Source organism: Streptomyces sp. NPDC007896 (assembly GCF_042959425.1).
Taxonomy (GTDB): Bacteria; Actinomycetota; Actinomycetes; order Streptomycetales; family Streptomycetaceae; genus Streptomyces.
In genome coordinates this window covers 110,634-135,580 of the sequence record NZ_JBIBKX010000023.1, presented here as the reverse complement: position 1 = coordinate 135,580, position 24,947 = coordinate 110,634, and the positions used below count along the sequence as shown (strand labels likewise).

Annotated in this window: 18 protein-coding genes and 1 pseudogene; 8 read left to right on the top strand and 11 right to left on the bottom strand. The window is 72.6% G+C overall.

Annotation, left to right across the window (positions count from 1 at the left end):
• Positions 1-60: 60 nt before the first annotated feature.
• On the top strand, positions 61-2,466 hold the full coding sequence (gene treY, locus ACFZDJ_RS47245) for a malto-oligosyltrehalose synthase (protein WP_391068698.1): 2,406 nt from the start codon (positions 61-63) through the stop codon (positions 2,464-2,466).
• Here treY and ACFZDJ_RS47240 read toward each other — a convergent pair.
• The gene (locus tag ACFZDJ_RS47240; protein ID WP_391068695.1) at positions 2,426-3,700 is read right to left on the bottom strand and encodes a cytochrome P450; all 1,275 of its coding nucleotides are present in this window, start codon (positions 3,698-3,700) and stop codon (positions 2,426-2,428) included. The genes treY and ACFZDJ_RS47240 overlap by 41 nt on opposite strands.
• A gap of 447 nt (positions 3,701-4,147) precedes the next feature.
• Between ACFZDJ_RS47240 and ACFZDJ_RS47235 the strand changes: the two genes are divergently transcribed.
• Entirely contained in the window at positions 4,148-5,398 is a 1,251-nt protein-coding gene (locus ACFZDJ_RS47235) for a M14 family zinc carboxypeptidase (RefSeq protein WP_391068692.1), read from the top strand.
• A 164-nt stretch (positions 5,399-5,562) separates the two neighbouring features.
• Here the strand turns inward: ACFZDJ_RS47235 and ACFZDJ_RS47230 are convergent, their stop codons facing one another.
• The 3 genes from ACFZDJ_RS47230 to ACFZDJ_RS47220 all read right to left on the bottom strand — a co-directional run bounded on the left by ACFZDJ_RS47230 (position 5,563) and on the right by ACFZDJ_RS47220 (position 8,045).
• Positions 5,563-5,979: an SSI family serine proteinase inhibitor gene (locus ACFZDJ_RS47230; RefSeq protein ID WP_391068689.1), complete on the bottom strand. Its 417-nt coding sequence runs from the start codon at positions 5,977-5,979 to the stop codon at positions 5,563-5,565.
• Positions 5,976-7,343 carry a M14 family zinc carboxypeptidase gene (locus ACFZDJ_RS47225; RefSeq protein ID WP_391068686.1) on the bottom strand — a complete coding sequence of 456 codons (1,368 nt, stop codon included), beginning with the start codon at positions 7,341-7,343 and terminating at the stop codon, positions 5,976-5,978. Before ACFZDJ_RS47225 ends, ACFZDJ_RS47230 begins: the two co-directional genes overlap by 4 nt.
• A gap of 150 nt (positions 7,344-7,493) precedes the next feature.
• Positions 7,494-8,045 carry a DUF1707 and FHA domain-containing protein gene (locus ACFZDJ_RS47220; protein ID WP_168512202.1) on the bottom strand — a complete coding sequence of 184 codons (552 nt, stop codon included), beginning with the start codon at positions 8,043-8,045 and terminating at the stop codon, positions 7,494-7,496.
• A gap of 276 nt (positions 8,046-8,321) precedes the next feature.
• Here ACFZDJ_RS47220 and treZ point away from each other — a divergent pair, with 276 nt between their 5' ends.
• On the top strand, positions 8,322-10,067 hold the full coding sequence (gene treZ, locus ACFZDJ_RS47215; RefSeq protein ID WP_391068682.1) for a malto-oligosyltrehalose trehalohydrolase: 1,746 nt from the start codon (positions 8,322-8,324) through the stop codon (positions 10,065-10,067).
• A 27-nt stretch (positions 10,068-10,094) separates the two neighbouring features.
• On the opposite strand, the gene ACFZDJ_RS47210 is transcribed toward treZ, so the two are convergent.
• Together ACFZDJ_RS47210 and ACFZDJ_RS47205 are read right to left on the bottom strand one after the other, a co-directional pair.
• Entirely contained in the window at positions 10,095-11,024 is a 930-nt protein-coding gene (locus tag ACFZDJ_RS47210; protein ID WP_385369383.1) for an aminoglycoside phosphotransferase family protein, read from the bottom strand.
• Positions 11,025-11,091: 67 nt separating this feature from the next.
• The gene (locus ACFZDJ_RS47205) at positions 11,092-12,207 is read right to left on the bottom strand and encodes a M24 family metallopeptidase (RefSeq protein WP_385369381.1); all 1,116 of its coding nucleotides are present in this window, start codon (positions 12,205-12,207) and stop codon (positions 11,092-11,094) included.
• A 202-nt stretch (positions 12,208-12,409) separates the two neighbouring features.
• Between ACFZDJ_RS47205 and ACFZDJ_RS47200 the strand changes: the two are divergent.
• Positions 12,410-12,957: pseudogene (locus tag ACFZDJ_RS47200) on the top strand (metallophosphoesterase).
• Between the two features lie 14 nt (positions 12,958-12,971).
• On the opposite strand, the gene ACFZDJ_RS47195 reads toward ACFZDJ_RS47200, so the two are convergent.
• Together ACFZDJ_RS47195 and ACFZDJ_RS47190 are read right to left on the bottom strand one after the other, a co-directional pair.
• Positions 12,972-13,610, bottom strand: a complete 639-nt coding sequence (locus ACFZDJ_RS47195; protein WP_390938255.1) for a PDZ domain-containing protein — start codon at positions 13,608-13,610, stop codon at positions 12,972-12,974.
• A gap of 93 nt (positions 13,611-13,703) precedes the next feature.
• Complete coding sequence (locus ACFZDJ_RS47190; RefSeq protein WP_391068679.1) at positions 13,704-14,570, bottom strand: LysR family transcriptional regulator; 867 nt, start codon at positions 14,568-14,570, stop codon at positions 13,704-13,706.
• Between the two features lie 117 nt (positions 14,571-14,687).
• Here ACFZDJ_RS47190 and ACFZDJ_RS47185 point away from each other — a divergent pair, with 117 nt between their 5' ends.
• Together ACFZDJ_RS47185 and ACFZDJ_RS47180 are read left to right on the top strand one after the other, a co-directional pair.
• Complete coding sequence (locus ACFZDJ_RS47185; protein ID WP_391068676.1) at positions 14,688-15,461, top strand: gamma-glutamyl-gamma-aminobutyrate hydrolase family protein; 774 nt, start codon at positions 14,688-14,690, stop codon at positions 15,459-15,461.
• A 38-nt stretch (positions 15,462-15,499) separates the two neighbouring features.
• On the top strand, positions 15,500-17,152 hold the full coding sequence (locus tag ACFZDJ_RS47180; protein WP_391068674.1) for a hypothetical protein: 1,653 nt from the start codon (positions 15,500-15,502) through the stop codon (positions 17,150-17,152).
• Here ACFZDJ_RS47180 and cyc2 read toward each other — a convergent pair.
• Positions 17,112-19,457: a germacradienol/geosmin synthase Cyc2 gene (cyc2, locus tag ACFZDJ_RS47175; protein ID WP_391068672.1), complete on the bottom strand. Its 2,346-nt coding sequence runs from the start codon at positions 19,455-19,457 to the stop codon at positions 17,112-17,114. The two genes, ACFZDJ_RS47180 and cyc2, sit on opposite strands and share 41 nt — an antisense overlap.
• Positions 19,458-19,615: 158 nt before the next feature.
• Between cyc2 and ACFZDJ_RS47170 the strand changes: the two genes are divergently transcribed.
• Both ACFZDJ_RS47170 and ACFZDJ_RS47165 read left to right on the top strand, forming a co-directional pair.
• Entirely contained in the window at positions 19,616-20,518 is a 903-nt protein-coding gene (locus ACFZDJ_RS47170) for an alpha/beta fold hydrolase (protein ID WP_391068669.1), read from the top strand.
• Positions 20,515-21,780 carry a cytochrome P450 gene (locus ACFZDJ_RS47165; RefSeq protein ID WP_391068666.1) on the top strand — a complete coding sequence of 422 codons (1,266 nt, stop codon included), beginning with the start codon at positions 20,515-20,517 and terminating at the stop codon, positions 21,778-21,780. The genes ACFZDJ_RS47170 and ACFZDJ_RS47165 overlap by 4 nt, the downstream gene beginning before the upstream one ends.
• Before the next feature lie 3 nt (positions 21,781-21,783).
• Here ACFZDJ_RS47165 and ACFZDJ_RS47160 read toward each other — a convergent pair whose 3' ends face one another.
• Both ACFZDJ_RS47160 and ACFZDJ_RS47155 read right to left on the bottom strand, forming a co-directional pair.
• A complete protein-coding gene (locus ACFZDJ_RS47160; protein WP_391068663.1) occupies positions 21,784-22,950 on the bottom strand; it encodes an ARMT1-like domain-containing protein in 1,167 nt (388 codons plus the stop codon).
• A gap of 77 nt (positions 22,951-23,027) precedes the next feature.
• Entirely contained in the window at positions 23,028-24,845 is a 1,818-nt protein-coding gene (locus ACFZDJ_RS47155) for a S8 family serine peptidase (RefSeq protein WP_391068660.1), read from the bottom strand.
• Positions 24,846-24,947: the final 102 nt, after the last annotated feature.

Below are 24,947 nucleotides of genomic sequence, written 5' to 3'. Positions count from 1 at the left end.
CCGGTCATTCGGGCGTACGTCGATGACACGAAAGAGGGCGAGGCGGGTACGTAGGTTTCCATGACACCTGAGCGTCCCGAACGGGAGATCCCGGCCCCGGTGGTACCCGCCGCACCCACCGCCACCTACCGGCTGCAGCTGCAGCCGGAGTTCCCCTTCGGGGCCGCCGAGGCCGCCGTGCCGTACCTGGCCTCGCTCGGCGTCTCCCATCTGCACCTGTCCCCCGTCCTGGAGTCGGTCCCCGGCTCGACGCACGGCTACGACGTGGTGGACCACGCGCGTGTACGGGATGAACTGGGCGGCGAGGACGGGCTGCGCTCCCTCGCCCGCACGGCACGGGCGCATGGGCTCGGTCTGGTCGTGGACATCGTGCCGAACCACATGGCGATGGCCCCGCGCCACAACCACGCCCTGTGGGAGGTGCTGCGCGAGGGCCCCCAGTCGCCGTACGCGCGCTGGTTCGACATCGACTGGGACGCCGGGGACGGCCGGCTGCTGCTGCCGGTGCTCGGGGGCCGGCTCGGCGCGGAAATCGGCCGGCTGAAGGTGGACGGCGACGTGCTGCGCTACTACGACCACGTGTTTCCGCTGCGCCAGGGCACCGCGGGGCTGCCGCTGCCGGAGCTCCTCGACGCGCAGTGGTACCGCCCGGCCTGGTGGCGGCTGGCCCGCACCGACCTCAACTACCGCCGCTTCTTCAGCATTTCGGAACTCATCGGAGTGCGGGTCGAGGACCCGCAGGTGTTCACGGCGACCCACGCGAAGCTCCTGGAGCTGCTGGACGAGGGCGTGGTCGAGGGACTGCGCATCGACCATCCGGACGGCCTGGCGGACCCGGACGCCTATCTGCGCCGCCTCCACGAGGCGACCGGCGGGCGCTGGACGGTGGTCGAGAAGATCCTCGCGGACGGCGAGCCGCTGCCCGCCGCCTGGCCCGTCGCGGGCACCACGGGCTACGACGCCCTGCGGCACGTCGACGGCCTCTTCACGGACCCGGCGGGCGCCGGGGAACTCCTCGGCCAGTACCGGCGGTTCGCGGCCCCCCAGGCCGATCGAGGCGGCCGCTGGGAGGCAACGGTGCGCCGGGCGGCGTACAAGGTGATCACGCACGAGCTGGCCACGGAGTTCGACCGCCTCACGCGCGAGGCGAGCGGGCTGTGCGCCGCCTCCCCCGACCCGGAACCGCGCGACCACGCCCCGTGGGCCCTGGGCACCGCGCTGCGGGAACTCCTGGTGCGCGTCGAGGTGTACCGGCCGTATCCGTCCACGGACCCCTCCCTGGTCGTGACGGAGGAGGCCGCCGAAGAGGCCCGGGCGGTCTTCACGGTGCCGCAGGAGGCGCACGCCGTGGACGTCGTACGGGACCTGCTGTTCGGGCGGGCCGGTGACGGGCCCGAGCACGCGGGGTTCCGGGCCCGGTTCGCGCAGACCTCGTCCGCGCTGCGGGCGAAGTCCGTGGAGGACACCGCCTTCTACCGCTATGTGCCCCTGTTGTCGGCCAACGAGGTGGGCGGGAACCCGGGCGCTCCGGCCGTCTCCCCGGAGGACTTCCACGCCTACTGCGCGCGCGTGCAGCGCGACTGGCCCGCCACCGGCACCGCCCTGTCGACGCACGACACCAAACGCAGCGCCGACGTCCGCGCCGCCCTCTCGGTGCTCACCCAGTGCCCCGAGCGATGGGCGGACGTGCTGGCCGAGGTGACCCGCGAAGGGGCGACGGGCGTACCCGACCCCCAGCTCGCGTGGGCCGCGTGGCAGACGGTGTTCGGGTTGGGTCCGGCCGACGCGGAACGCGTCCAGGGGGCACTGCTCAAACACGTTCGGGAGGCCGGGTTGCACACCTCCTGGACCGAGCAGAACCCCGCGTACGAGGAGTCGGTGGCGTCCTTCGTCGCGGCGGGCCCCTGCGGGCCGCCCGGGCGGCACGTGACGGACTTCCGGGCCTCGCTCACCCCGCACGTCCGGGCGAACGTCCTGGGAGCCGCTCTGGTCCAGCTGACGATGCCCGGGGTACCCGACGTCTACCAGGGCACCGAGGGCGAGTACCTGGCGCTGGTGGACCCCGACAACCGCGAGCCGTTCACGCCGCTGGAGCAGACGTCGGCGAAGACCGCGCTCACCACGGCGGCTCTGCGGCTGCGCGGGCGGCGCCCCGAGGTCTTCGGTGACGCGGCGACGTACGTGCCGCTGGCGGCGCAGGGGCCGGGCGCCGCGCACTGCACGGCGTTCGTCCGCTCCGGGGAGGTGATTTCCGCCGTCACCCGGCTTTCGCTGCGCCTGGCGGAGGCGGGCGGCTGGCGCGACACCCGGCTCGCGCTCCCGGAGGGCCGGTGGACGGACGTGCTCGACCCGGAGCGGGAATTCACGGGGCACACACGTGTGGCGGAGCTTTTCGAGCCGTTGCCGGTGGTCCTTCTGGAGCGGGTCAGCGCAGGCGGACCAGCAGGCTCCGGGGAGAGCGGCTGATCAGGCCCTCCGCGACGGGGCGGAAGCCCGGGGACCTGCGCAGCTCCGGGAGGGCGGCGAGCAGGGCGTGCAGGCCGTGTTCCGCGGTGAGCCGGGCGAGCAGCGCGCCGGGGCAGAAGTGCCGTCCGGAGCCGTACGCGAGCTGCCCGGGGTCGGGCCGGAAGACGTCGTAGCGGTCCGGGTCGGCGAACCGGGCCGGGTCGCGGCCCGCGGCGCCCAGCAGACAGGCCACGGTGGCGCCCACGGGTACCGCGCCGACCGGCTCGACGGCCCGGCGCAGCACGATGTGCAGCGGGGGATCGCGGCGCAGCGACTCGGCCCAGGCCCCGGCCGTCAGCTCGGGCCGGGCGCGGACCAGCGCCAGTTGGCCGGGGTGGTCGAGGAGGTTGGCGAGGAACGACGCCAGCGCGTGCGCGGTCGCCTCGCCGCCCGCGCCGAGGAGCGTCCCGGCGATCCCCGCCACCGCCTCGTCGGACAGCGGGCGGCCGTCCGCCCGCGCCGTGCACAGCGCGGAGAGCAGATCGCCGCCCGGGTGGGCGCGTCGGCGGGCGATGTACGGGAGCAGGAAGGCGTCGAGCTCGGGGTGGTGGCCGCCGAGGTGGTCGAGGCCCGTGCGGCACCAGGAGTGCACGCGCGCGGTGTCCTCGTACGGCAGCCCGAGCGCGGCGACGGCCGCCGCGGTCGGCAGCCAGTGGCAGAACTCGGCGACGAGGTCGGCCTCCTGGCGGTCGGCGAGGCGGCGGGCGAGGACGTACGCCGTCCGTTCGACCCCGGCGGTCAACGCGGTCAGGGCGTGTCCGCGGAACGCCGGTGAGACGAGGGCCCGGTGCGCGCTGTGCGTGCCGCCCTCCAGGTGGGCCAGGGTGCGTCCGGGCGGCGGGGCGACGAGCCGTGGGTCGGCGAGGGCGGCGCGCACATCGGCGTACCGGCTGACCAGCCACGCGCCGAACGGCCGGTCGTACACGAGCGGGAACTTCCGACGCAGGATGCGGTACAGGGGGTACGGGTCGCGTTCGATGCCTGGGGTGAGCAGGCTCGGTGGGTCGGGCAGCCGTCGTACGACGGGCGGTCGTGTCGATGTCGCGAGCGGCGTGGTCGGAGCGACCTGAGCGAGCCGAGCGGCCTGAGCGGTGGCCGCGACCGGAGCAATGGGCTCGATCGAAGCGATGGGCTCGATCGAGGCGATGGGCTCGATCGAAGCGCCTTCGACGGGAAGGCCATGAGAACACAACACCGCGGGCCTCCCACCTCGGGTCTGCGCGCCGGGGAGCGGCACGTGGTTGTTCCCAGCGGACCACCGAGGCCCCCGGACCGCAGTCCTCGTACGCCCGAACGGGTGATGCCGGGGCTCGTCGGCTCGTCACAGGCCCGGGCGGCTTCACCGCGCGCCGGAGCTTCGTCCCGGGACCGGCTCGCGACCGCGCACGCTCCCAGGGCTCGCATCGGAGGGAGCGCGTGTGGGGCGGGCGACGACGCGCGGGCCGCGCCGGGACTCCTGAGGTCGGCCCCGGCCCTCGGGCGGGGACGAGCGGCGCCGCGTACGCCTCTTCCGGCGCTGCCCGCCCGTCCTGGCGGGGATCAACGACACCTGGAGCCGCGGGGCGCCGCCCCGCCTTCTCCTTGACAGTTCCCCCAGACCGTGGAGTACTGCGGAAAGCGACGCAGGGCGGACAAGTCGGGGGTGAGTCTCCTGCCGGAGTTGCGCTACCCCAGTGTGACCGAAATCGTCTCGTCCGCTCGGACGTTGGCGGCTCTCCGTCCCGGGCTGTGCGCCCTCAGACAGATCGGCGTCTCGCGCGCGGGCAGACCCCTCCATCTGCTGTCCGTCGGTCACGCCCAGCGCGCGGTCCTCGTCGTGGCGGGCGCCCACGCGAACGAGCCGACCGGCGGCTCGACGCTCCAGTCCCTGGCCGAACGTGTACTGCACGAGCGGGAGTTGCGGGCCGACACCTCCTGGCACTTCCTCCTCTGCGCGGACCCGGACGGCGCGAGCCTCCATGTGACACCGGCCCCGCGCACCCTGTTCGACTACCATCTCGGGTTCTTCCGTCCGGCCGGCCCCGAACAGCCCGAGTGGTCGCCCTCCGTCCTGCCGCCCGACCGGCTGCCCCCGGAGACCCGCGCCCTCACCCGGGTCATCGACGAGCTGCGGCCCTACCTCCAGGTGACCCTGCACGGCACCGATCTCGGCGGCAGCTGGGTGCAGCTGACCAAGGACATCCCGGGCCTCGCCGAACCCTTCGCCAAGTCCGCGGCGGAACTGCACATCCCCGTGGAGACGGGCGCCTCGGACGCCGCCGGCTGGCCCGCTTCCGGACCCGGGGTGCATGTGATGCCGGCGCCGGGCTCGGACGCGGCGTACCCGAGCATGCCCGACGACGCCCGGCACAGCACCTGGTACCACACCCACCGGTACGGCGGCCTGACCGCGGTCGTCGAGGTGCCGATGTGGGCCAGCGACCTCGTGGACGACCCAGCGCCGCATCCCGCACCGGACGCGGCGATGCGACGCCTGGCGCACCGACTGCTGCGCGACGCGCTCCAGGTGCAGGACGTACTCACGGAGGTCCTGCCGAGGCTCCCCGGCCCCGACGGGCCCCTCCTGCGCGCCGCGAAGTGGGCGCTGGAGTTGGTGCCGGGTCTGGCCCACGACTGGGTGCGGACGCCTCCCCCCGACTCGACGATGGCGTACGTCGGCAGTGTCGACGCGTTCGGGCGCCGACTCCCTTTGCGGGCCGCCGCGATGCTGCTGCGGGTCCTCCAGGAGGCCGACGACCGGGCGGCGCCACGCCTCGAACGCCTGGTCGCCGCCTGGAGCGACGCCTTCGCCGAACGGTTCCGCGCCCGCTGGGTCCCGCTGGAGCACCAGGTCGAGCACCAGTCCCGCACGGTGGTCGCGGCGGCGCGGCATGCGCGGGACGGCGCGGCTTGACGTCTGACAGACGGCAGATGACAGATGACAGACGGCAGATAGCAGATAGCAGATAGCGGATAGCAGATGACGTCTGACGGATGGCAGAGGTCAGAGAGCAGACGACGGATATCAGATGACAGATATCGGATGACAGATATCGTCATCTGTCATCTGACATCACCTCAATCCGACAACGCAAACACCGCCCCCGTCTCAGCCCCCATCACACACGAGTTCGAGAATGTGTGCGAGTACGTCACCTGCCGCCCCTCCCACTCCCCACGCGCCGATGCGGTGACCGGGCCGTAGATCATCGAGCAGATGCTGTCGGGCCTGGGCGGAATCCGGGAGATGTCGCCCCCGGCGGTGGCGAGTTCGGCGCAGGCCTCGGCCGCGCGGGTGTGACCCTGGGGCGGGTCGCAGAGCAGGAGCGTGCCGCGGGTGCTGCTGGAGTGGGCGTCGCCGGTGGTGAGCGTGAGGTAGAGCCAGTTGCCGGGGAGCGCCTCGTGGGGCGCCGCCTGGGCCGGGGTCGCGCCCAGGGTGAGCAGGGCGACGGTCGCGAGGAGAGCGTTGCCTACCGCGTGGATGTTTCTCGTCATTCCCGGTGCATCGGCAGCGCGGCCTGCGAACCCCACCCCGTCTCACCCGAATGGGAGCGCACGGGCGCGTACCGCCCGGCGAGTTCGAACGCGGCGATCACCACGCGTGCCTGGTACTCGACCTGGCGGGCGACCGGGATCCAGCGCGCCCCGCAGCCCTCGCGGTAGTCGGCGCACCATGCGTCGATCAGCCGGTCGAGCTCCGGCAGCGCCCCGCTCGGGTCGTGCCCGGAGCCGGTCACGAGCTGATGCAGCAGCCCGGCCGTGCGCAGGGCGACCCGGCGTCCGGCCAGGCGCAGGGCGGTCAGGCGGGCGGTGTCGAGCGGCGGCAGGGCACGCGCCCCGGCGTCGTGCACGTCGGGGTCCCAGGAGTCGGCGAGGCCGGGCCCGACGAGTAAATAGTCGTCGACGGGCGCGAGGAGGCGGGCCGCGTCCGGGGAGGTGTCGAGGTCGGGGCGGATCCGCCCGAGGATGCCTTCCAGGAGCCGTGTGTCGTGGCGCAGCGTGTGGCTGAGGAAGCGCAGCACGGCGTCGGCGTCGGCGGGCCGGGCGGGGTCCTCCACGGCCCCCACGCCCCACATGGGGGCCTCGACGACGGCGGTGACGGTGCCGTAGCGGTGCGGGTGGAACCAGGTGGACTCGACGGCGGCCTCGGTGATGGCGGCGGCCAGGTCGCCGGGGTGCGGCGGCGGGATGCGGTAGACGGCGGGGCCGAGCCTCGGCCAGTACAGGGTGTCGTAGGGCCCGAGTTCGCGCGGGATGCCGAGGCGGGCCGCGGTGTGGGCGACGCGCTGGGCGAGTCCGGGCAGCTCGCGGGTCAGTTCGACGAAGGCGCCGCCGACGTCGACGCCGTGCAGGGAGCACTGGAAGACCGGCCGCAGTTCGTCCTGGAGGTCGAGGAGGGCGCGGGTCTCGGGGAGGGTGGCACCGGCCGCGCCCTCGGGCAGCCACTCGGGCTGTTCGAGGAAGCCGGGACGGAAGAAGTTCCGGAAGTAGTGGCCGAGGGTGTACGGGCCGGACAGCCAGGCCTCGTTGCGGCGGGCGCCGTCGGGGTCGAGGCAGAGCAGCAGGTTCCAGGTGGCGTCGGCGCCCTCGCAGAGCCGGGGGTCGGCGAGTGCCCGTTCGGCCAGGCGCAGGGCCGTGGCGCCGCCCACGGGTTCGTTGGCGTGGGGTCCGGCGACGACGAGGGCCTGGCGGCCGCCGTGTCCGACGGACAGCAGCCACAGCGGGGTGCCCGCCCGTGACGTGCCCACTCGGCGCAGTCGGGCGTCGCGCGGCCGGCGGGCGACGAGCGCGGCCGCACGGGCGCCCAGTTCGTCCACGGTCGGGTAGCGGAGGAGTGGCGGCAGGGCACACCTCCACAATTATGGTGCCGTCGATTCACCTGATGTGCATGGTGTACGCACAGTCAGTCACGGCTGTGGAGGTACGTCAACACCGTCGAACGTAAGGGAATTCGAGGAAATCACTGAGTGAAACAGAGGCCAAGGCTCACACGGGTGCAGGTCGGTCGCTCAGGAGGACGAGAGGCGGAAGGACATGCGTCCGAAGCTGATCTGGTCGCCCTCCTTGACGACGGCGGCGCTGATCACCCGCCGTCCGTTGACGGTCGTCCCGTTGGTCGAGCCGAGGTCGCGCAGCACCCACACGCCGCCCTGGCGGCTCAGTTCGGCGTGGACGCGGGAGACCGTCTCGTGGTTGAGCCGCAGTCCGCTCGCGGGGTCGCGGCCGATCCGCAGGGGGTAGTTGTTGCCCGGGTGGGGCAGCAGCAGCTTGGGGAGACGCTCGGCCTGCCAGGCCCTGCGCAGCCGTACGGTGAAGCCGGAGACCGCCTCGACAGTGCCGAACACCAGTTTCGACCAGCGCCCCTCGGTGGGCAGGTCGGCGATGAGCACGGCGAGTTCGTCGGAGCGGCGGGCGGCGAGCGCCAGTTCCATCCGGCGGACGAACGTGTCGTGCGAGAGGCGCCCGAGGGCGACGCCGTCACTGAGCGCCTTCAGCGCCCGGTCGCGCTCCGCGTCGGACAGCCGCGCGGGGTACGTGTGGAACTCGAAAGACGACGTCACGGAGGTGATTGTCGGTCAGTAGGAGCGGGGTGTCCAGAAGACCCGGAAACGGCCGCCGCCGCCGACAGGTGGGTTCCACGCGTCCATCACGTGGCAAACACGCGGCAAAAGGGTGGATTCGAAAGCGAATTGATCTCGCGTGAAGCACCATGGACGTGCTACGTCACGACATGTTGTGCCACTCACGTCGCGCTCTGTCACGGAGAGCGGGCAACGGACAGCAGGCAACAGGCAACACGCAACACGCAACGGAGAGCGGACAAGGGGGAACCGTCTGTGCGGTTCGAGGTGTGGGCACCGGATGCCGACCGGATGACGCTCCACTGCGCGGGCGCCACGCGCGCTCTGGAGCGCGATCCGGAGCGCGCCGGATGGTGGACGGGCGACGCGGACGCGCAGGACGGCACGCGGTACGGGTTCGCGGTGGACGACGGCCCCGTGCTGCCCGATCCCCGTTCCCGGCGGCAGCCGGACGGCCCGGACGGACTGAGCGCGGTGGTCGACCAGGCCCGGTACGCGTGGCGCACCGAGTGGGCGGGGCGCCCGCTGCCGGGCGCGGTCCTCTACGAGCTGCACGTGGGGACGTACACCCCCGAGGGAACGCTCGACGCGGCGGCCGGGCGGCTCGAACACCTCGCGGAACTGGGCGTCACGCACGTCGAGTTGATGCCGCTGTGTCCGTTCCCCGGGCGGCACGGCTGGGGGTACGAGGGGGTCTCCCTGTGGGCCGTGCACGAGCCGTACGGCGGCCCGGAGGCGCTGAAGCGTTTTGTCGACCGGGCGCACGAACTCGGCCTGGGTGTGGTCCTCGACGTCGTGCACAACCACCTCGGCCCGTCCGGCAACCACCTCCCCGCGTTCGGGCCCTACTTCACGGACACCCATCAGACGCCCTGGGGCTCCGCGGTGAACCTGGACGCACCGGGTTCTGACGAAGTGCGCGCGTATCTTGTCGACAGCGCACTGGCCTGGCTGCGGGACTTCCGGCTGGACGGGCTGCGCCTGGACGCGGTGCACGCATTGCGGGACACGCGCGCGGTGCACTTCCTGGAGGAGTTGTCGACGGCCGTGGACGCCCTCGCCGACGACCTGGGCCGGCCGCTGTTCCTGATCGCGGAGTCGGATCTGAACGACCCGCGGCTCGTCACCGCGCGCGCGGAGGGCGGTCTCGGGCTGCACGCGCAGTGGAACGACGACTTCCACCACGCGCTGCACACCGCGCTGACCGGTGAGGGGCAGGCCTACTACGCGGACTTCGCGCGGTCCCCGTTCGCGGCGCTCGCGAAGACGCTGACGTCCGGCTTCTTCCACGACGGTACGTACTCGAGCTTCCGCGGCCGCCGCCACGGCCGCCCCCTGGAGCGTACGCGCGTCTCGGCGCACCGGCTGCTCGGCTACTCCCAGACCCACGACCAGATCGGCAACCGCGCCCAGGGGGACCGGCTGTCGGCGTCCCTCTCCCCCGGGCTGCTGGCCTGCGCGGCCGCGCTGACGCTCACCGGGCCCTTCACCCCGATGCTGTTCATGGGCGAGGAGTGGGCGGCCGGCACCCCGTGGCAGTTCTTCACCGACCACACCGATCCCGAGCTCGCTCAGGCCGTACGGCGGGGCAGGCGGCGGGAGTTCGCGGCGCACGGCTGGGCCGAGGAGGACGTCCCCGACCCTCAGGACCCGGCGACCCGCGACCACTCCTGCCTCGACTGGTCGGAGCCCGAAAAGGCACTCCACGCGCGTGTGCTGGCCTGGTACCGCGACCTGATCGCCCTGCGCCACCGTCAGCCCGACCTCGCGGACCCCGATCTCGCCGCCGTCAAGATCGCCTACGACGACGAGGCCTGCTGGCTGGCCCTGCGGCGCGGGGACGTACGGGTGGCGGTGAACCTCGGCAAGGAGGCCGCCGCGATCCCGCTGGGGCTGCGCCACGCGCGCGTGCTGGCCGCGTGGGAACCGGTCGAGGCGCCGGACGCGGACGGGTTGTTGAGCGTGCCCGGCGAGTCGTGTGTGGTGCTGACGCAGGCATGAGCGCCGGGCGGCTTCGCGCGGCCGGGCTCAGCCGTCGCCCGGCAGGTCCGTGACCCGTTCGAGGAGGATCGGCTCCCAGGCGCGGCCCAGTTGGGTCCGCAGCAGCGGGAGCGGGTCTTCGCCGCGGCCCCGCAGGCGCTCGGCGAGGCGGATCACCGTGTCGCAGCGGGACAGCCACAGGCCGCGCAGACAGGGGCGGGCTCCGTAGTCGGCGAGGGTGGCGGCGCGTACGGCGGCGGGGGCGCCGACGGCGATCGCAAGCCCGGCGATGTCCTCGGCGGGATCCCCGAGGACCGCGTCGGTCCAGTCGAGGACGCCGCGCACCCGTCCGTCGGCGCTCACCACCAGGTGTTCGCCCTTGAGGCCGTGGTGGACGAGGACGGCGGCCGCGGTCTGCGCGGCCAGTTGGCCGGCGGCGGGCCGAGTGAGCTGGGCGAGGCGTCCGGGGTCGAACTCGTCGGCGGCGGCGAGTCGCTCGGCGGCCCGCTCCGCGGCCGTGCTCAGCTCCTCCAGGGAGCGGGGCGCGGCCCGTGGCACCCCGAGCGCCTCGGCCTGCCGTACGGGCACCTCGCGCAGCCCCGTCAGCAGTCCTGCGAGGTCCGCCTCACCGACCGCGGAGACGTCCTGCGCCTCACCGGAGCGGCCGGGCAGCCGGGTGTCCAGGGTGTAGGCCAGCCCGCCCGCCCAGTCGCCGTGCGCGACGCTGGTCGGTACCGCGACCCCGACGAGCGGGCGGACCAGGTCGCGCAGCCGCAGCTCGCGGCGTCGGCGCACGGCGGTCTCGCGGTCCTGGGCGAGCCGCAGCACATAACGGGTGCCGACCCACCAAGTGGTGTGCTCACCGCCCTCGGTGACGGGCCGGACGTCGGGGCCCGCGCCCGCGGCCTCGCTGCCGGCGAGCAGCGAACGGGCCAGTCGGCGGACGGTGTCCGCGGTCGGTGTCGGTGCCTGGGTCATGGTCGCGCCGTTGCCGTCGGGGGCCTTGGGCTGCCGGGAGGCCCTGGGGAGTACTCCTGGTGGCCGGTCAGTCGACGATCGCCATCTCGCGGGACGTGGTGTTGAGGCGCCATCCGCCCTCCTCGGTCACCGTCACGATGTCCTCGATGCGCACCCCGAAGCGGCCGGGCAGATAGATGCCGGGCTCCACGGAGAAGCACATCCCGGGCACGAGGGGCAGTTCCTCGCCCTCGATCATGTACGGCGGTTCGTGGGTGGTGACGCCGATGCCGTGCCCGGTGCGGTGGATGAAGTACTCGCCGTATCCCGCCTCGGTGATGACGGCGCGGGCCGCCCGGTCGACGTCCTGGCAGGCGGCTCCCGGCCGGACCGCAGCGACGCCCGCCTCCTGGGCCGCGCGCACGACGTCGTGCACCCGGCGCTCCTCGAGGTCCGGCTCGCCGACGTGGACCGTGCGGGAGGTGTCGGAGCCGTAGCCGTGCTTGAGGCCGCCGAAGTCGAGGACCACCATGTCACCGCGCTCGATGACGCGCTCGCCCGCCTCGTGGTGCGGGTTGGCGCCGTTCGGGCCCGAGGCGACGATGGTGAAGTCGACCTGGGAGTGGCCGAAGTGCCGCAGCAGCTCGGCGAGGTCGGCGGCGACTTCGGCCTCCCTGCGCCCCGCGAAGGGCACCTTGCGGATCTCCTCGTACGCGGCGTCCGCGGCCGCTCCGGCCTCCGCCAACCGCGCCACCTCCGCCGCGTCCTTGACCGCCCGCAGCATCGGCAGGGCTTCGGTGAGGGCCGCGTACCGCGTGTCCGGCAGCCGCCGCTGGAGGCCGAGCAGATGCAGGGCCCAGGTGTTGTCGCTGACGCCGAAGCGGCCGTCGCTCCCGACCAGGGACGCGGCCGCCTCGTACGGGTCCTTGCCGTCGGTCCAGTCGCGCAGGGTCAGCATGGGGGCCGCCGCTGCCGCGTCCGGGGCCTCCAGGGTCGGCACGACCAGCACGGGATCCTGCCCGGCCCTGAGCACCAGCAGGGTGAGGCGTTCGGTCTCCACGGGCCGGTAGCCGGTCAGCCACACCAGATCGGGTCCGGGGGCGATCAGGACGCCGTCGAGTCCCGCGTCCGCGGCGGCCTCGGCCGCGCGCCGCATACGGGCCTCGTAGTCACCGGCGGTGAAGGGCGCGGGCGTGCCGGTCATCCATGCCTCCGTCTGTCCGGAGTTTCCCCAGGGGCTACGGGCAGCATCCTGCCCGTTCGCCGATGCGGACGCGAGCCGGTTGCGGCCATGGCGTCGGTCCGGGAGCTCAAGTAACGGCTGAGCGTTGCCAATCCATTAGCGCTAATGGTTGCATGCGTATTTTCCATTAACTTCCAAGAACGTCAAAGGGAGGCCCCAGGCCATGCTCGTACGGGCACACATCAGCGATCTGCATCTCGACGGCACCCGGCGGGCGACGGAGCGGGCCGAGCGGGTGCGGGACCGGCTGTGGGAACTGCCGGGGCGGGTGGACGCCCTGCTGGTGACCGGCGACATCGCGGACCACGGCACGGAGGCGGAGTACGAGGAGGCGGCGCGTCTGCTCGGGCTGCGTGACGGGGAGCCTCCTTTCCCCGTACCCACCTGCCCGGGCAACCACGACAGCCGCGCGCCCTACCGCGAGGCCCTGCTCGGGCAGCCCGCGTCCGAGAAGCCGGGCGCCGGCCGGATTCCCTGGCCGCGCTGTTGGAGCGCAGGCCCGAGGTCGTCGGGCTGATCACCGGGCATGCGCACACGCCCGCCGCGACCGCCTTCGCCGGGCGGCCGCTCGTCGTCGGTCCCGGGGTGACCTGGACGCTGCGGCTGCCCTGGGAGGGCGAGGGGGCCGCCGACCGGGACGCGCCCCCTGGGTGCGCGTTTCATGTACTGGCCGACGACGGGCGGCTGACCAGCCACTTCAGGACCGACTGACCGTTTCGTCGGCGTCAGGTCACGATGCCCGGGACCGTGGACAGTTGTTGATGGTTGCCGTTCGCGTGGCGCACGCCGAGCGTGACCTTGGTCCCGGGGTCCGCGGCCGAGACCGCCCGCGCGAGGTCGGCGGCCGAGCCGAGCCGTGCCCCGCCGAAGGCGGTGAGGGTGTCACCGCGGACCAGGCCCGCGGTGTGGCCCGGGCCGGGGATGTGCACACCGACGACGAGCGCGCCCCCGCCGCCGGGGGCGTCGACGGCCTCGATGCCGAGCGTGGCCTTCCCGGGCGCGGGCTCCGGTGCCGTCGAAGCGACCGGACTCCCGCCGCCGGACGCCGACTTGGTGCCACCGGCCTGCGGCGCACCGGAGGCCTGTCCGGGCCGGGACGCCCGGCCGGACGGTCCCTGCGCCGCCCCCGCCCGCTTCTGGAAGTCCGCCAGCCTGCTCATACCGATCACCGTGGCGCCGACGGTCCCGATGCCGACGCCCGACAGGACCAGCACGGTCCCGACGAAGAGACCGAGGAGCAGGGACATCAGCCGCCTGCCACGCCGTCGCGCGGCGTGCGGACGCTTGGTGGTGCCGGTCGGACGCCCGTCACCGCCCGGCTCCTGACCGGGCATCGGCTTGGGACGCGGTGCGCCCTGTTCCATGGATCGCCTCCGGCAGATGCTCTACGGACCGCCCCCCGGCTCTTGCTCTACCCTGCGCTCCGGCGCACGACGATTCACGAACGAGTGAGACTGTCAAACACGTTCGAGAAGTTTGTCCACCATGGCCGCGGCGGCTCCGCGCGGCGACCCGCCGTGCACCAGTTCCGTCCGGTGCACCAGGCGCGGCGCCACGAGCGGGACGGCCACCGCCCCGGGGACGCCGGTGGCCACGGCCCGCGGCAGCAGGGCGAGGCCGTGCCCGGCGGCGGCCAGGGCGGTGAGGGTGCGCACGTCGGTGCCCTCGTAACGCAGGGCCGGGCGGAAGCCCCCGCTGCCGTTCGCCCGGCGGAGGTGAGCCAGGGGCAGTCCCGCGCCGGGGGCGTCCAGCCAGCGGGCGTCGACGAGATCGGCGAGGCGCAGCCCGTCGCGCCGGGCGAGCGGATGGCTCTCGGGCAGCAGCACGCTGACGGGTTCCTCGCCGACGCCGTACGTGGTCAGCGGGGCCACGTCGGGGTGCCGCAAGGGGTCGTTGGGCGCCGTCAGTCCGTCCACCAGGCCCAGGTCCGCCCCGCCCTCCGCGACGGCGGCGGGGATCTCCTCGCGGGCCAGCACCCGCAGGGTCACGCCGGCGGCGGGCAGCGCCGCGAGCGCGCGCGAACCGAGCGCCGTCGGTGTCGCCGCGAGCGTCAGCCCGTGCTCGGGCGCCCCCACCATCCGTACGACGTCCGCGCGAGCCGCGTCCAGGCGCAGCAGCAGCGGCCCGGCGTGTTCGAGGAGCCGTTCGCCCGCCGCCGTCGGTGCCACGGGGCGCCGGGTCAGCAGGGGCGCGCCGAGGTCCTGCTCCAGCGCGGCGATGTGCTGGGACACCGCGGACTGGGTGTAGCCGAGTTCCCGTGCGGCCTCCGAGAAGGAGGCGAGGCGGGCCACGGTGACGTATGTGCGCAGGAGATGCGGATCCATGCGCCCCAGGATCTCGTATGGAACCTGCAGCTCATCAGCCCCCTCATCAGGGTTGCTTATCGAGGGTGCAGTAATCATCGTTGGACGTGAACGAGCGCGCCCGCCGAGGATGAGGGCATGACGACCAACGCGGCGCAGACCGCTCGCCTCGCCCTCGTGGGCGACCGCTCCCCGAACGTCCTCGCCCACACCCGCGTCCCCCTCCTCCTGGACGCTCTGGCCACCCGCGACCGCCTCGTCCTCGACGCCTACTGGGTCCCGTCCGAGGACGCCGAGGACCCGGCCGCGGTACGCGGGTTCGACGCGGTGTGGGTGCTGCCCGGCAGCCCGTACCGCAGCGAGGCGGGGACCCTCACCGCGATCCGCACCGCGCGCGAGGAGGGCATCCCGTTCCTGGGCACATGCGGCGGATTCCAGCACGCGCTCCTGGAGTTCGCGCGCGACGTCTGCGGACTCACCCGTGTCGCGCACGCCGAGCAGGACCCCGACGCCGATGACCTCCTCATCGAACCGCTCGCCTGTTCCCTCCTGGGCCACGAGGCCGCCGTCACCATCGAACCTGGTTCGCTCGCCCAGTCCGTGATGGGCGCCGAGCGAACGGTCGAGCGCTATTTCTGCGCCTACGGCCCCACCCGCCACCTCGACACCCTGCGCGCCCACGGCCTGCGCTTCAGCGGCCACGACGAGGACGGCAACGTACGGATCGTCGAACTCCCTGGCCACCCCTTCTTCCTGGGCACCCTCTTCCAGCCGGAGCAGTACGGGGACGGCTCGCGCCCGCACCCGATCGTGCGGGCACTGGCACGAGCCGCCGTGGCGCACGCGTCCGTCAGGGAACCCGGCGAGGTCGGCGAGGTCGGCGAGGTCGGCGGACGGCGTCAGCCGGTGTGACGGAGCCGTTGTCAGTGCCCGCTGTTACGTTCGGCGGTATGAGCGATCACGCCCTGCGGCTGCTCCGGGAGCAGTCTCACCTGGCCGAACTGGCCGCGTTCCCCTTCAACTTCGACCTGGCCCGTGCCGACCACATCGAGGACGTCCGGCTCGCCTCGGGCCGTCCGCTGGAGGCGGTGGCGGGGGACGACACGGGCGGCACGTATTTCGTGTGCGAGGACGGTTCCGTGCTGTACGCGGACTCGGAGGGCTCCGCCGGAATCATCGGCAACAGCGTCGACGAGGCGCTGGAGGTGCTGGTCGGGCTGCCCGGCTGGCACGACCACCTGGGGCTCGCGCCGGCCGACGGAGAGGAGAAGATCCGCGCCGCGGTCGCCGAGACGGAGGACGAGATCCGGGAGTACCACGGGATCGACGACGAGCGGACCGAACTGCGGGCCGGTCTCGGCCTGCCCGAGCGCTCGCCCGTCGAGCTCATCGGTCTGCTGCACGCGGCCCTGTTGCGCACCGAGCCCGACTTCCTTCTTCTGAACGCGGAGGAGGGCGGCGCACACGGCCTCCTGGACCGCCACCCCCGTCCCCCGTTGTGGGAGTCGGTCCTCGCGCGGGGACGCGCCGACCTGGCGCTGTTGCGCGAGCACTCGGCGTGGGACGAGGTGGCCGGGGACCGGGCGCGCCGGGCGCTCGCGCTGCGCGCCGCCCAGTACGACCGACGCGAGGGCGATCTTCCGCTGCTGCGGCATCTGCTGAGGCATGAGGCCGAGGCGTCGATGACCGACGAACTGCGGCTCGCCGCCGTCCTGGTGGGCCTGCGCGGTCTGGCGGAGGATCTGCCGCTGCTGTGCGAGGTCCGTGAGACGGACTTCGACACCTGGTGCGGGCTCGGCGGGATGCCCGAGCCGGGCGCTGATCCGGCCGAGCTGCGGAGGTGGGCGAGCGACCTGGACGACTCGCTCTTCGGCACCGACCCCGCCGACGAGCCGCTGTTCACCTGGACCGGACTCGCCCGCGAACAGGGTCTGGTCGAGCTCGCCCGCACCGCGCTGATCCGGCGATTGGACGACATCGACTTCCGGGCGTACCGCGACGCGCGGGACGGCAAGGCCATGGAGCGCCGTCACGCATGCCAACTGAGCCCACTCGTACACGAGTTCCAGCAGTTGGGCGACACCTTTCAGGCGCTGCGCGCCCAGCGGCTGTACGTGCCGCTGCAGACCAAAGCCTGGGACCGCGTCTCGGCCCTCCTCAAGCTCGCGCGGCTGGAGCGGGAGGAGGGCCGGTTCGGCGCGGCGATACGCACGTTGACCTCGCTGCGGGACGCCCTCGCCGAGCCGGACGGCAACGACGGCGGCAGTGACCGTGACGGCAACGGCAACGGCAACGGCAACGGCAACAGCGACGGCTCGCTGGAGCACTGGTGGCGGACCAACCTGGGCGCGTACATCGTCGAGGAGCACTACGCGATCGCCCGGGCCGCGGCCTCCGACACGGCGCTCACCGACGAGGTCCGCACCGTCACCGTGGCCGCCGGGGAGCTTCTGACGAGACTCTCCGGGACGGCCAGGGCGAACGTGGAGCGGAGCCTCGCCGGGACGACCGACATCCATACGGACACCGGTGCCAACGCCGATGCGAACGCCGATGCCGACGTCAGTGCGGAGCGGACGTCGCCTCGGCCTTCGGCAGGCTGAACTCCGCGGCGGCTCCCACTCCCTTCGGCAGGGTGAACGACGGGGTGGCGCCTGCTGCGATCCGGGGAGTGAGGTCCGGCGGGGCTTCCGCCTCCGCCATGTCGTGCGGACCGAGCACCGGCTCCGGTACCGGTACGGTCCCGACCCCCGTCCCGGGGCCCGGCACCGTGGGAGCCCGGTCCGGCAGAAAGCCGTGGGCCCGGCGGGCCAGGTCCTCGGCGCCGTAACGGTGGCAGTCCTGGTGCCATTTCAGGATTCCGGAGAGCCAGTTCTCGAGTTGCACGACATAGCCGTCCATGATCCCGCGCACCTCCTGCGAGAGCTTGAAGTCCTCGTACAAGAGCGGTAGTTCATAGGCGACGACGTGCTGGAACTGCTGCATGCGCTGGGTCATCAGGTCATGGATGATGCCGAGGCCGGTCGGGTAGTCACAGCCGAAGAAGTTCTGCACGACGAGGATGGCGTTGTGGACCTCGCCCTCGTACTCGATCTCCTTCTGGTACGAGAAGACGTCGTTGATGAGCATCGCGTAGTCGCTGGCGGCGTTCTCCAACGACCGGACGGGACCGCTCCGGTAGACCTCCGGCGGGACCTTGGGGCCGTGGCCCAGGCGGCACAGGTTCAGGGTGAGGTCGGAGCCGAAGGTGGCGCGGCGCATCTCCAGGTAGTCGATCGGATCGGGGATGCGGTGCTGGAACTGGTTCGACAGCTCCCACACCCAGCTCTCCGTCATCTTGTCCACGTCGCCGCGCAGCTTGCGCCGCTCGTCCGGCGTCATCTTCGGCGTCGTGCGCTCCCACAGGTCGAGGAGGCCGTGCTCCATGGCGTTGGCCGGGACCAAGGTCGGCTCGCCCTCGATGGGCATGCAGGCCGAGAGGCGTTCGGTGGTCGTCTTCGCCGCCGCCAGGTCGCGGCGGTGTCCGAAGACCAGCGGGTAGTAGTCGTCGCCGTACGTCCCCCAGGCCAGCCACTGGGAGCCGAGGTCGAGGGCTTCCTCGGTCGCGTCCGGGTGGATGCCCGCGGCGCACAGCGGAAGGTCGTACGCCACCAGCTTGTCCTCGTCCCAGACGCCCTCCTGGAGCATGCCCTTCTCGTACATCCAGCCGGTGAGGCGGTCGCGGGCGCCGTCCAGGTGGGGGCTGAGGGCGAGCTCGAAGGGCATGGAGAAGTCGGGGAGCAGGGACGGGCCGACCTTCTGGTACGGGACATGGGTGTACCTGCGCAGCCGCTCCGCCCCGGCCGCGGAGAGCAGTGCGCCGATGTCGACGGCCGAGGTGCCGAGCTCCGCGAGGCCGAACGGCCGACTGCCTTTCACCGCCCCCTCGTTCATGTAGCGGCTGGAGCGCAGGTGCCACTCGTGGCCGCCCGACTGCCAGTCCTGGAGCCCCTGGGTGTACGCGGCGACGGCGGCGACCTGGTCCGGGGTGAGTCCCTTCTCCGCGGCGAGTGCGGGCACTTCGGTGAGGGCCGTGTGCTCGAACTGGTGCAGGCGTGAGGTGAGGATGTCGTTGACGGTCTCGGCGGCCTCCTGCGTGGTGCAGCCGAAGAAGGTCTCCAGGACGAGGATGCCGTTGCTGAGCTCGCCCTCGACCTCGACCTCGCGCTGGTAGGAGAACAGGTCGTTGCGCAGATGGACCCCGTCCGAGAACGTCTCCATCAGCACCCGCAGCGGGCGCGTCCGGGCGACGGAGGCGGGCACCTCGGCCGTCGCGTACTCCACGAGCCCCGCCGACCAGGGGGCGCCGCCCACCTTGCGGCGCATCTCGATGTACTCGACGGGGTTGGCGATCCGCCCCTCGTTGATGTTGGAGAGCTCCCACATCGACTCGTTGAGCAGGTGCTCCGTGGACACCGCGAACCGCCCCCGCCAGTCCACCGACATCGCGGGCACCGTGCGCGCCCAGAGGTCGGCGAGCCCCGCCTCGACCGGATTCTCCGGCTCCGGTACGGGGGTCGAGAGGTCCAGCGGCATGAAGAGGGGCAGCCGGTCCAGATAGGCCTTGCCGCCGTCGCGGTCCTGGGTGCGTTTGAAGGTCTCCAGGAAGTGGTCGTCGAAGAAGAAGACCCACACGTACCAGTCGGTGATGAGCGAGAGTGCCGGGCCGTCGCAGTCGGGGTGGGTGTACGCACAGAGCAGCCCGTAGTCGTGCGCGTCGAGGTCGGACTGTTCCCAGATGCCGGAGCCCTCCAACATGCCCATCCCACGGGCCCATTCGACCGTGTGGGCGCGCGCCTCGTCGAGGTGCGGGTTCAACCGCGCGGAATACGGCATGTAGAAGTGCGGGAGTTCGAACGGCTGCGTCATGGCCGGGCCCTACCCAGGGCCCTCCGGGGGCATCCTCCGGGTGGGACATGATCACACCATCGCGTGAATTTACCCCTTTTCCGGTCCATGGCCGGGGCCCCGCGGGCGGGTCGGCGCGGGGTCTTGCCGACCCGCACCCGCCGGGCCACCGTGGTCGCATGACCTCCTTCGTACTTCCCCATGAAGTGCACGGCGACGGCGCCCACAAGGTGATCGCCGTGCACGGCTGGTTCGCCGACCGGTCCGCCTACGCGGCGGTGGTCCCGGATCTCGACCGTGCCGCGTTCCAGTACGCGCTGGTCGACCTGCGCGGCTACGGGCAGGCGAAGGACGCGCTCGGCGCGTACACCACCGCGGAGGCCGCCGCCGATGTGGTCGAGCTGGCGGACCGGCTCGACTGGGAGCGGTTCTCGGTGGTCGGCCACTCGATGGGCGCCGCCGTCGCCCAGCGCCTGCTGGCCCTCGCCCCGGACCGGCTGCGTCGGCTCGTCGGGGTCTCGCCGGTGCCCGCGTCCGGGCTGCCGCTGCCGGCGGACCAGTGGGAGCTGTTCGCGGACGCGGCGCACAAGCCGGAGAACCGGCGCGCCATCATCGACTTCACGACCGGCGGCCGGCTGCCCGCCGCGTGGCTCGACCGGATGGTGGCGCGCTCACTGGAACTCAGCGACACCAAGGCGTTCCGCGCCTATCTGGACTCCTGGGCCGGCGAGGACTTCCACACGGAGGTCGAGGGCGCGACGGTACCCGCGCTGGCGGTGACCGGGGCGCTGGATCCCGCGCTGTCCGCCGGTCTGATGCGGGAGACCTGGATGTGCTGGTACCCGGACGCGGAGCTGTTCGAGCTGCCGTGGGCGGGCCATTACGCGATGGACGAGAGCCCGCTGGACCTGATCCGCGTCGTGGAGGCCTTCCTGCGCTCACGGGACGCGGGCTGGGGCAGCGGCGAGGACGCGGACAACACGGGAGACGAAGGGGGCGAGGTCGCGAGCGGCGACCAGGGCGAGATCGCGAGCGGCGGCTCGGGTGTGGTCGCGGGCGAGGATGGGGGCGAGCCGGCGTGAGCGTACGCGAGAGTGCCCCGCCCGTCCCCGACGTCTTCGACCCCCGGCGGTACGCCGACGGGGTCCCGCACGCCGCCTACCGCACCCTGCGCGACCATCACCCCGTGGCCTGGCAGCACGAGCCCGAGGTGTTGGGCTGGCCGGCCGGGCCCGGCTTCTGGGCGGTGACCCGGCACGCGGACGTGGTCCGGGTGCTGAAGGACTCGGCGACGTACTCCTCGTGTCTCGGGGCGACCCAGATCCGCGATCCCGACCCGGACGACCTGCCGTTCATCCGGCGCATGATGCTCAATCAGGATCCGCCGGACCACGGCAGGTTGCGGCGTCTGGTCAGCCGCGCCTTCACGCCTCGCCGGGTCGAGCACTTCGCGTCGGTCGTCCGCACCCGGGCCCGGGACCTGCTCGAAAAGGCGGTGGCCGAGGCCCGTGCGGGCGACGGCGTCTTCGATCTCGTCGCCACCGTCACCGACGAGTACGCCCTGCTCAACCTCGCCGACCTGCTGGGCGTTCCGGAGCGCGACCGCGGCCTGCTGCTGCGCTGGACACAGCGCGTCATCGGCTACCAGGACCCCGACGAGGCGGGCGAGCCCGTGCTCGACGCGCGCGGCCGCCCGGTCAATCCGCGCTCCCCGGCGATGCTGCGGGACATGTTCGCGTACGCGCACCAACTGGCCCTCTACAAGAAGAGCCATCCGAGCGACGACGTCATGACCACTCTCGCCGCCGACCCCGAACTCACCCCCGGCGAGCTGGAGATGTTCTTCTTCCTCCTCACCGTCGCGGGCAACGACACCGTGCGCAGCGCGGCTCCCGGCGGTCTTCTGGCACTCGCTCACCACCCGGTCTCGTACGCCGCCCTGCGCGCCGGGGCCATCGAACTCGACCCGGCTGTCGACGAGTTGCTGCGCCTGCATCCGCCGGTGCTCAGCTTCCGCCGTACGGCGGCCCTGGACACCGAGCTGGCCGGGCAGCGCATCCGCGCGGGCGACAAGGTGGTTGTCTTCCACGCCTCGGCCAACCACGACGAACGTGTCTTCACCGATCCCGAGCGGCTCGACCTGTCGCGCTCCCCCAACCCCCATGTCTCCTTCGGCGACGGCCCGCACGTCTGCCTCGGCGCGCACTTCGCCCGTCTGCAACTGCGCGTGCTCCATGAGGAGACGTTGCGGGCCCTGCCCGTGCTGCGAGCCGCCGGACCTCCCCGACGTCTGGTCTCGAACTTCATCAACGGGATCAAGTCGCTGCCGCTGGAGGCTGCTTGACCCTCAGGTCCGCACCTGGATCAGGGCGTGTGTGCCGCTCGTGCGCCAGCGCCCGCCCTCGGCCGCGTCGAGGGCGGCCTCCGTGCGGGCGTCCAGGCCCACGATCACATCGGACTTGAGGGTGCGCAGGGCGGCGACCGGGCCCGGGAAGTACGCGGTGGGCTCCGCGAAGGGGGTGGTGGCGGGGTAGCGTCGGTCGCCGACCAGGCGGCGGTAGTTCAGGTCGCCCTTCACGAGGGTCACGTCGGCCTCGGCGAACTCACGGCGCAGGTCGTCGGGCATGTCGGCGTACGGCAGCGGGGCGCAGGAGAAGGGGTGGGCCCGGACGGTGAGGCGACCGTCGGTCATCGCCGCCCACAGCCGGTGGCCGGACTCGCCCGCGGCCCCCTTCGCCCCGGTGAGGTGGCGCAGTGCGTCGATCACGTCGGCAGTCGTGGCGTCGGAGACGTAGTACGGGTATGGCTTCACGTGCAGGAGCGCCCGCCCGACGCGGCGGTGGTGGAGCAGGTGGTCGATCAGGAGCAGATCGGGGATGAGTTCCCGGCCGGAGTTGTCCGCGACCAGGCAGAGGGTGCCGCCCGCGAACAGGGACCGCAGCGACTCGCCGTCATTGGCGACCAGTTGGGCATCGACGTCCGATTCCCCGTCCGCGGCGGCGAGGCGGAAGCCGAGGTCCGCGCGGTTGCCCCAGAGCGAACCGTGCAGCAGCGCCTCCTCCCGCTCCTCGACCGGCCGCTCGGCGAGCGGGTCGAGCGCGGCGAGTTCCTCGTCCGCCTCCGGGGTGTCCAGCTCCGCGAGTTTGAAGGGGCGGAAGGGGTCGATGCCCTTCCAGGGGCCGGGGGCGAAGTAGCCGACGGCTTCGAGGAGTCGGCGGTAGAAGTAGCTCTCGGACCAGAGGAAGGGCACGTCGAACCAGGAGCGGCCGGTGTACTCCTCGCCGCCCCACCGCTCCCACTGCCCGCGGTCCGCCGCCCGCTCGCCGAGCGGTTCGATGACGCCCTCGGTGGCGTTCTTCAGCAGGGCGTCGAGCGCGCGGTGCTGCTCGGGGCCGTAGGGGAAGGCGTCCCGGACCTTCCGGATGAGTGCCGGATGCCGCTGGGCGAGCACGCTCCAGGGGAACGAGCCCGGCTCGTTGCTGAGGATCACGGGCGCGTCGGCGGGTTCAGACATGTGGCTCACGGTACCGGCCGAGCCGAAAGGGGCGGCCCACGCCGCGCGTGGGCCGCCCCTCCCCCCGTGGGCCGCGCTCAGAAGGTCAGTTTCCAGCTGTTGAGCTTGCCGGTGTCCGAGGCGGCCACGTCCTGGACGCGGAGTTTCCATGTGCCGTTGGCGGTCTCGCCGGACGCGTCGACCGTGTAGGTGGTGTTGACGTTGTCCGCGGAGTCCGAGGTGCTGGAGGACTTCAGGCGGTACGTCGAGCCGTCCGGGGCGACCAGGTCGATCACCAGGTCACCGCGGTAGGTGTGGGTGATGTCGACGCCGACCTGGAGGGCGGAGGGCGCGTTGCCGGTGCGGCCGCCGACGGCGATCGAGGACTCGACGGCCGACCCGTTGTCCGGGATCGAGAGGGCGGTGGTGTTGGAGAAGGTCGTGCCGGTGGTCGCACCGCTCACGGCCTGCACGGTCTTCGTCGCGTCCGCGAGGCCCGCGCCGCAGCCGCCGGAGCAGGTGCCGGGCAGGGCACGGGCGTTGTTCTTGATGGCCGTCTCGATCTGGGCCGGGGTGAGCGAGGGGTTCGCCGACTTCATGAGCGCGACCAGGCCCACGATGTGCGGGGTGGCCATGCTCGTGCCCTGGTAGTACGCGTACGACTCCGAGGAGGGGGTCTTCGTACCGGAGTTCAGCGTGGAGTAGATGCCGTTGGCGGTGGCGGTGCTCATGTCGCCGCCGGGGGCCGAGATGTCGACGATCGAGCCGTAGTTGGAGTAGGAGGCCCGGGAGCCGCTGCGGCCGGTCGCGGCGACGGTGATGACGTTGTTGCAGCTCGCCGGGGAGTAGCCCGCGGCGTTGTCGTTGTCGTTGCCCGCCGCGACGACGACCGTGGTGCCGCGGTTCACGGCGGCGGTGATGGCGCTCTGGGTGGCCGTGGTGCAGGCGCCGCTGCCGCCGAGGCTCATGTTGATGACCTTGGCGACGTTGGCGTTGGCCGGGACGCCGGAGACGGTGCCGCCCGAGGCCCAGGTGATGGCGTCGATGATGTCGGAGTCGTAGCCGCCGCACTTGCCGAGGACGCGCAGCGGGGAGATCTTCGCGCCGTAGGCGATGCCCGCGATGCCCTTGCTGTTGTTGGCGACCGCGGCGATGGTGCCCGCCACGTGCGTGCCGTGCCAGGAGGAGTCGCTCGCCGGGATGCCGGAACCGCACTCGTTCGCCGCGTAGTGGTCGCCCGGGTCGGCCGGGTTGCTGTCGCGTCCGTCGCCGTCGACGGAGACCGCCGTGTCGGAGATGAAGTCGTATCCGGCGACGATGTTCGCGGCGACGTCGGAGTGCGCCACGTAACCGGTGTCGATGACGGCGACCGTCACCCCGCTGCCGGTAGAAGTGGGCCAGGCACCGGGGATGTTCATGCCCGCCTTGGCCTCGTACAGGTCCCACTGCTTGCTGTACTCGGTGTCGTTCGGGTCGGCCTGGGGCGTGTTCAGGCGGTCCGGTACGGCGTACGCGACCTGCGGGTCGGACCGGTACCGGGCGATGACGTCGGCGACGTCCTTCGTGCCGAGGCTGTCGCCGAGGTCGACGAGGGCCGCGCCGGTGCCGAGGCGACGGGTGAAGTCGAGGTTCTCGCCCGCCTCCTTGCCCTTGGTCTCGGCGTCGGCGGAGGCGGCGGAGTTGGAGGTGGCCTCGGCGGCGCCGGACTTGTAGCCGACGATGAGGCGCTCGGCGGGAGCGGCGACGGCCTGTGCGGTGGCCTGCGCCGCCGGGGTGACCGCCACCTGGCCGGTGGAGGTCCCGGTGGACGGCTGGGCGGCGGCGACCGTGGTGGTCGTTCCGGCCAGCAGAGCCGCGGAGACCGCGGCGACGGATATCAGCTTCCGTCGGACTTCTCGTGAGGGGGCGGGACGCAAGGGCTTGCCTTTCGTGGCCGGGGCTCCGGGCGGTGGAAGGCGCGGCGGAGCAGCGGTCGAATCGCTTCGTCGTCGAAGCGGCGGGGGGTGCAGTCCAGAAGC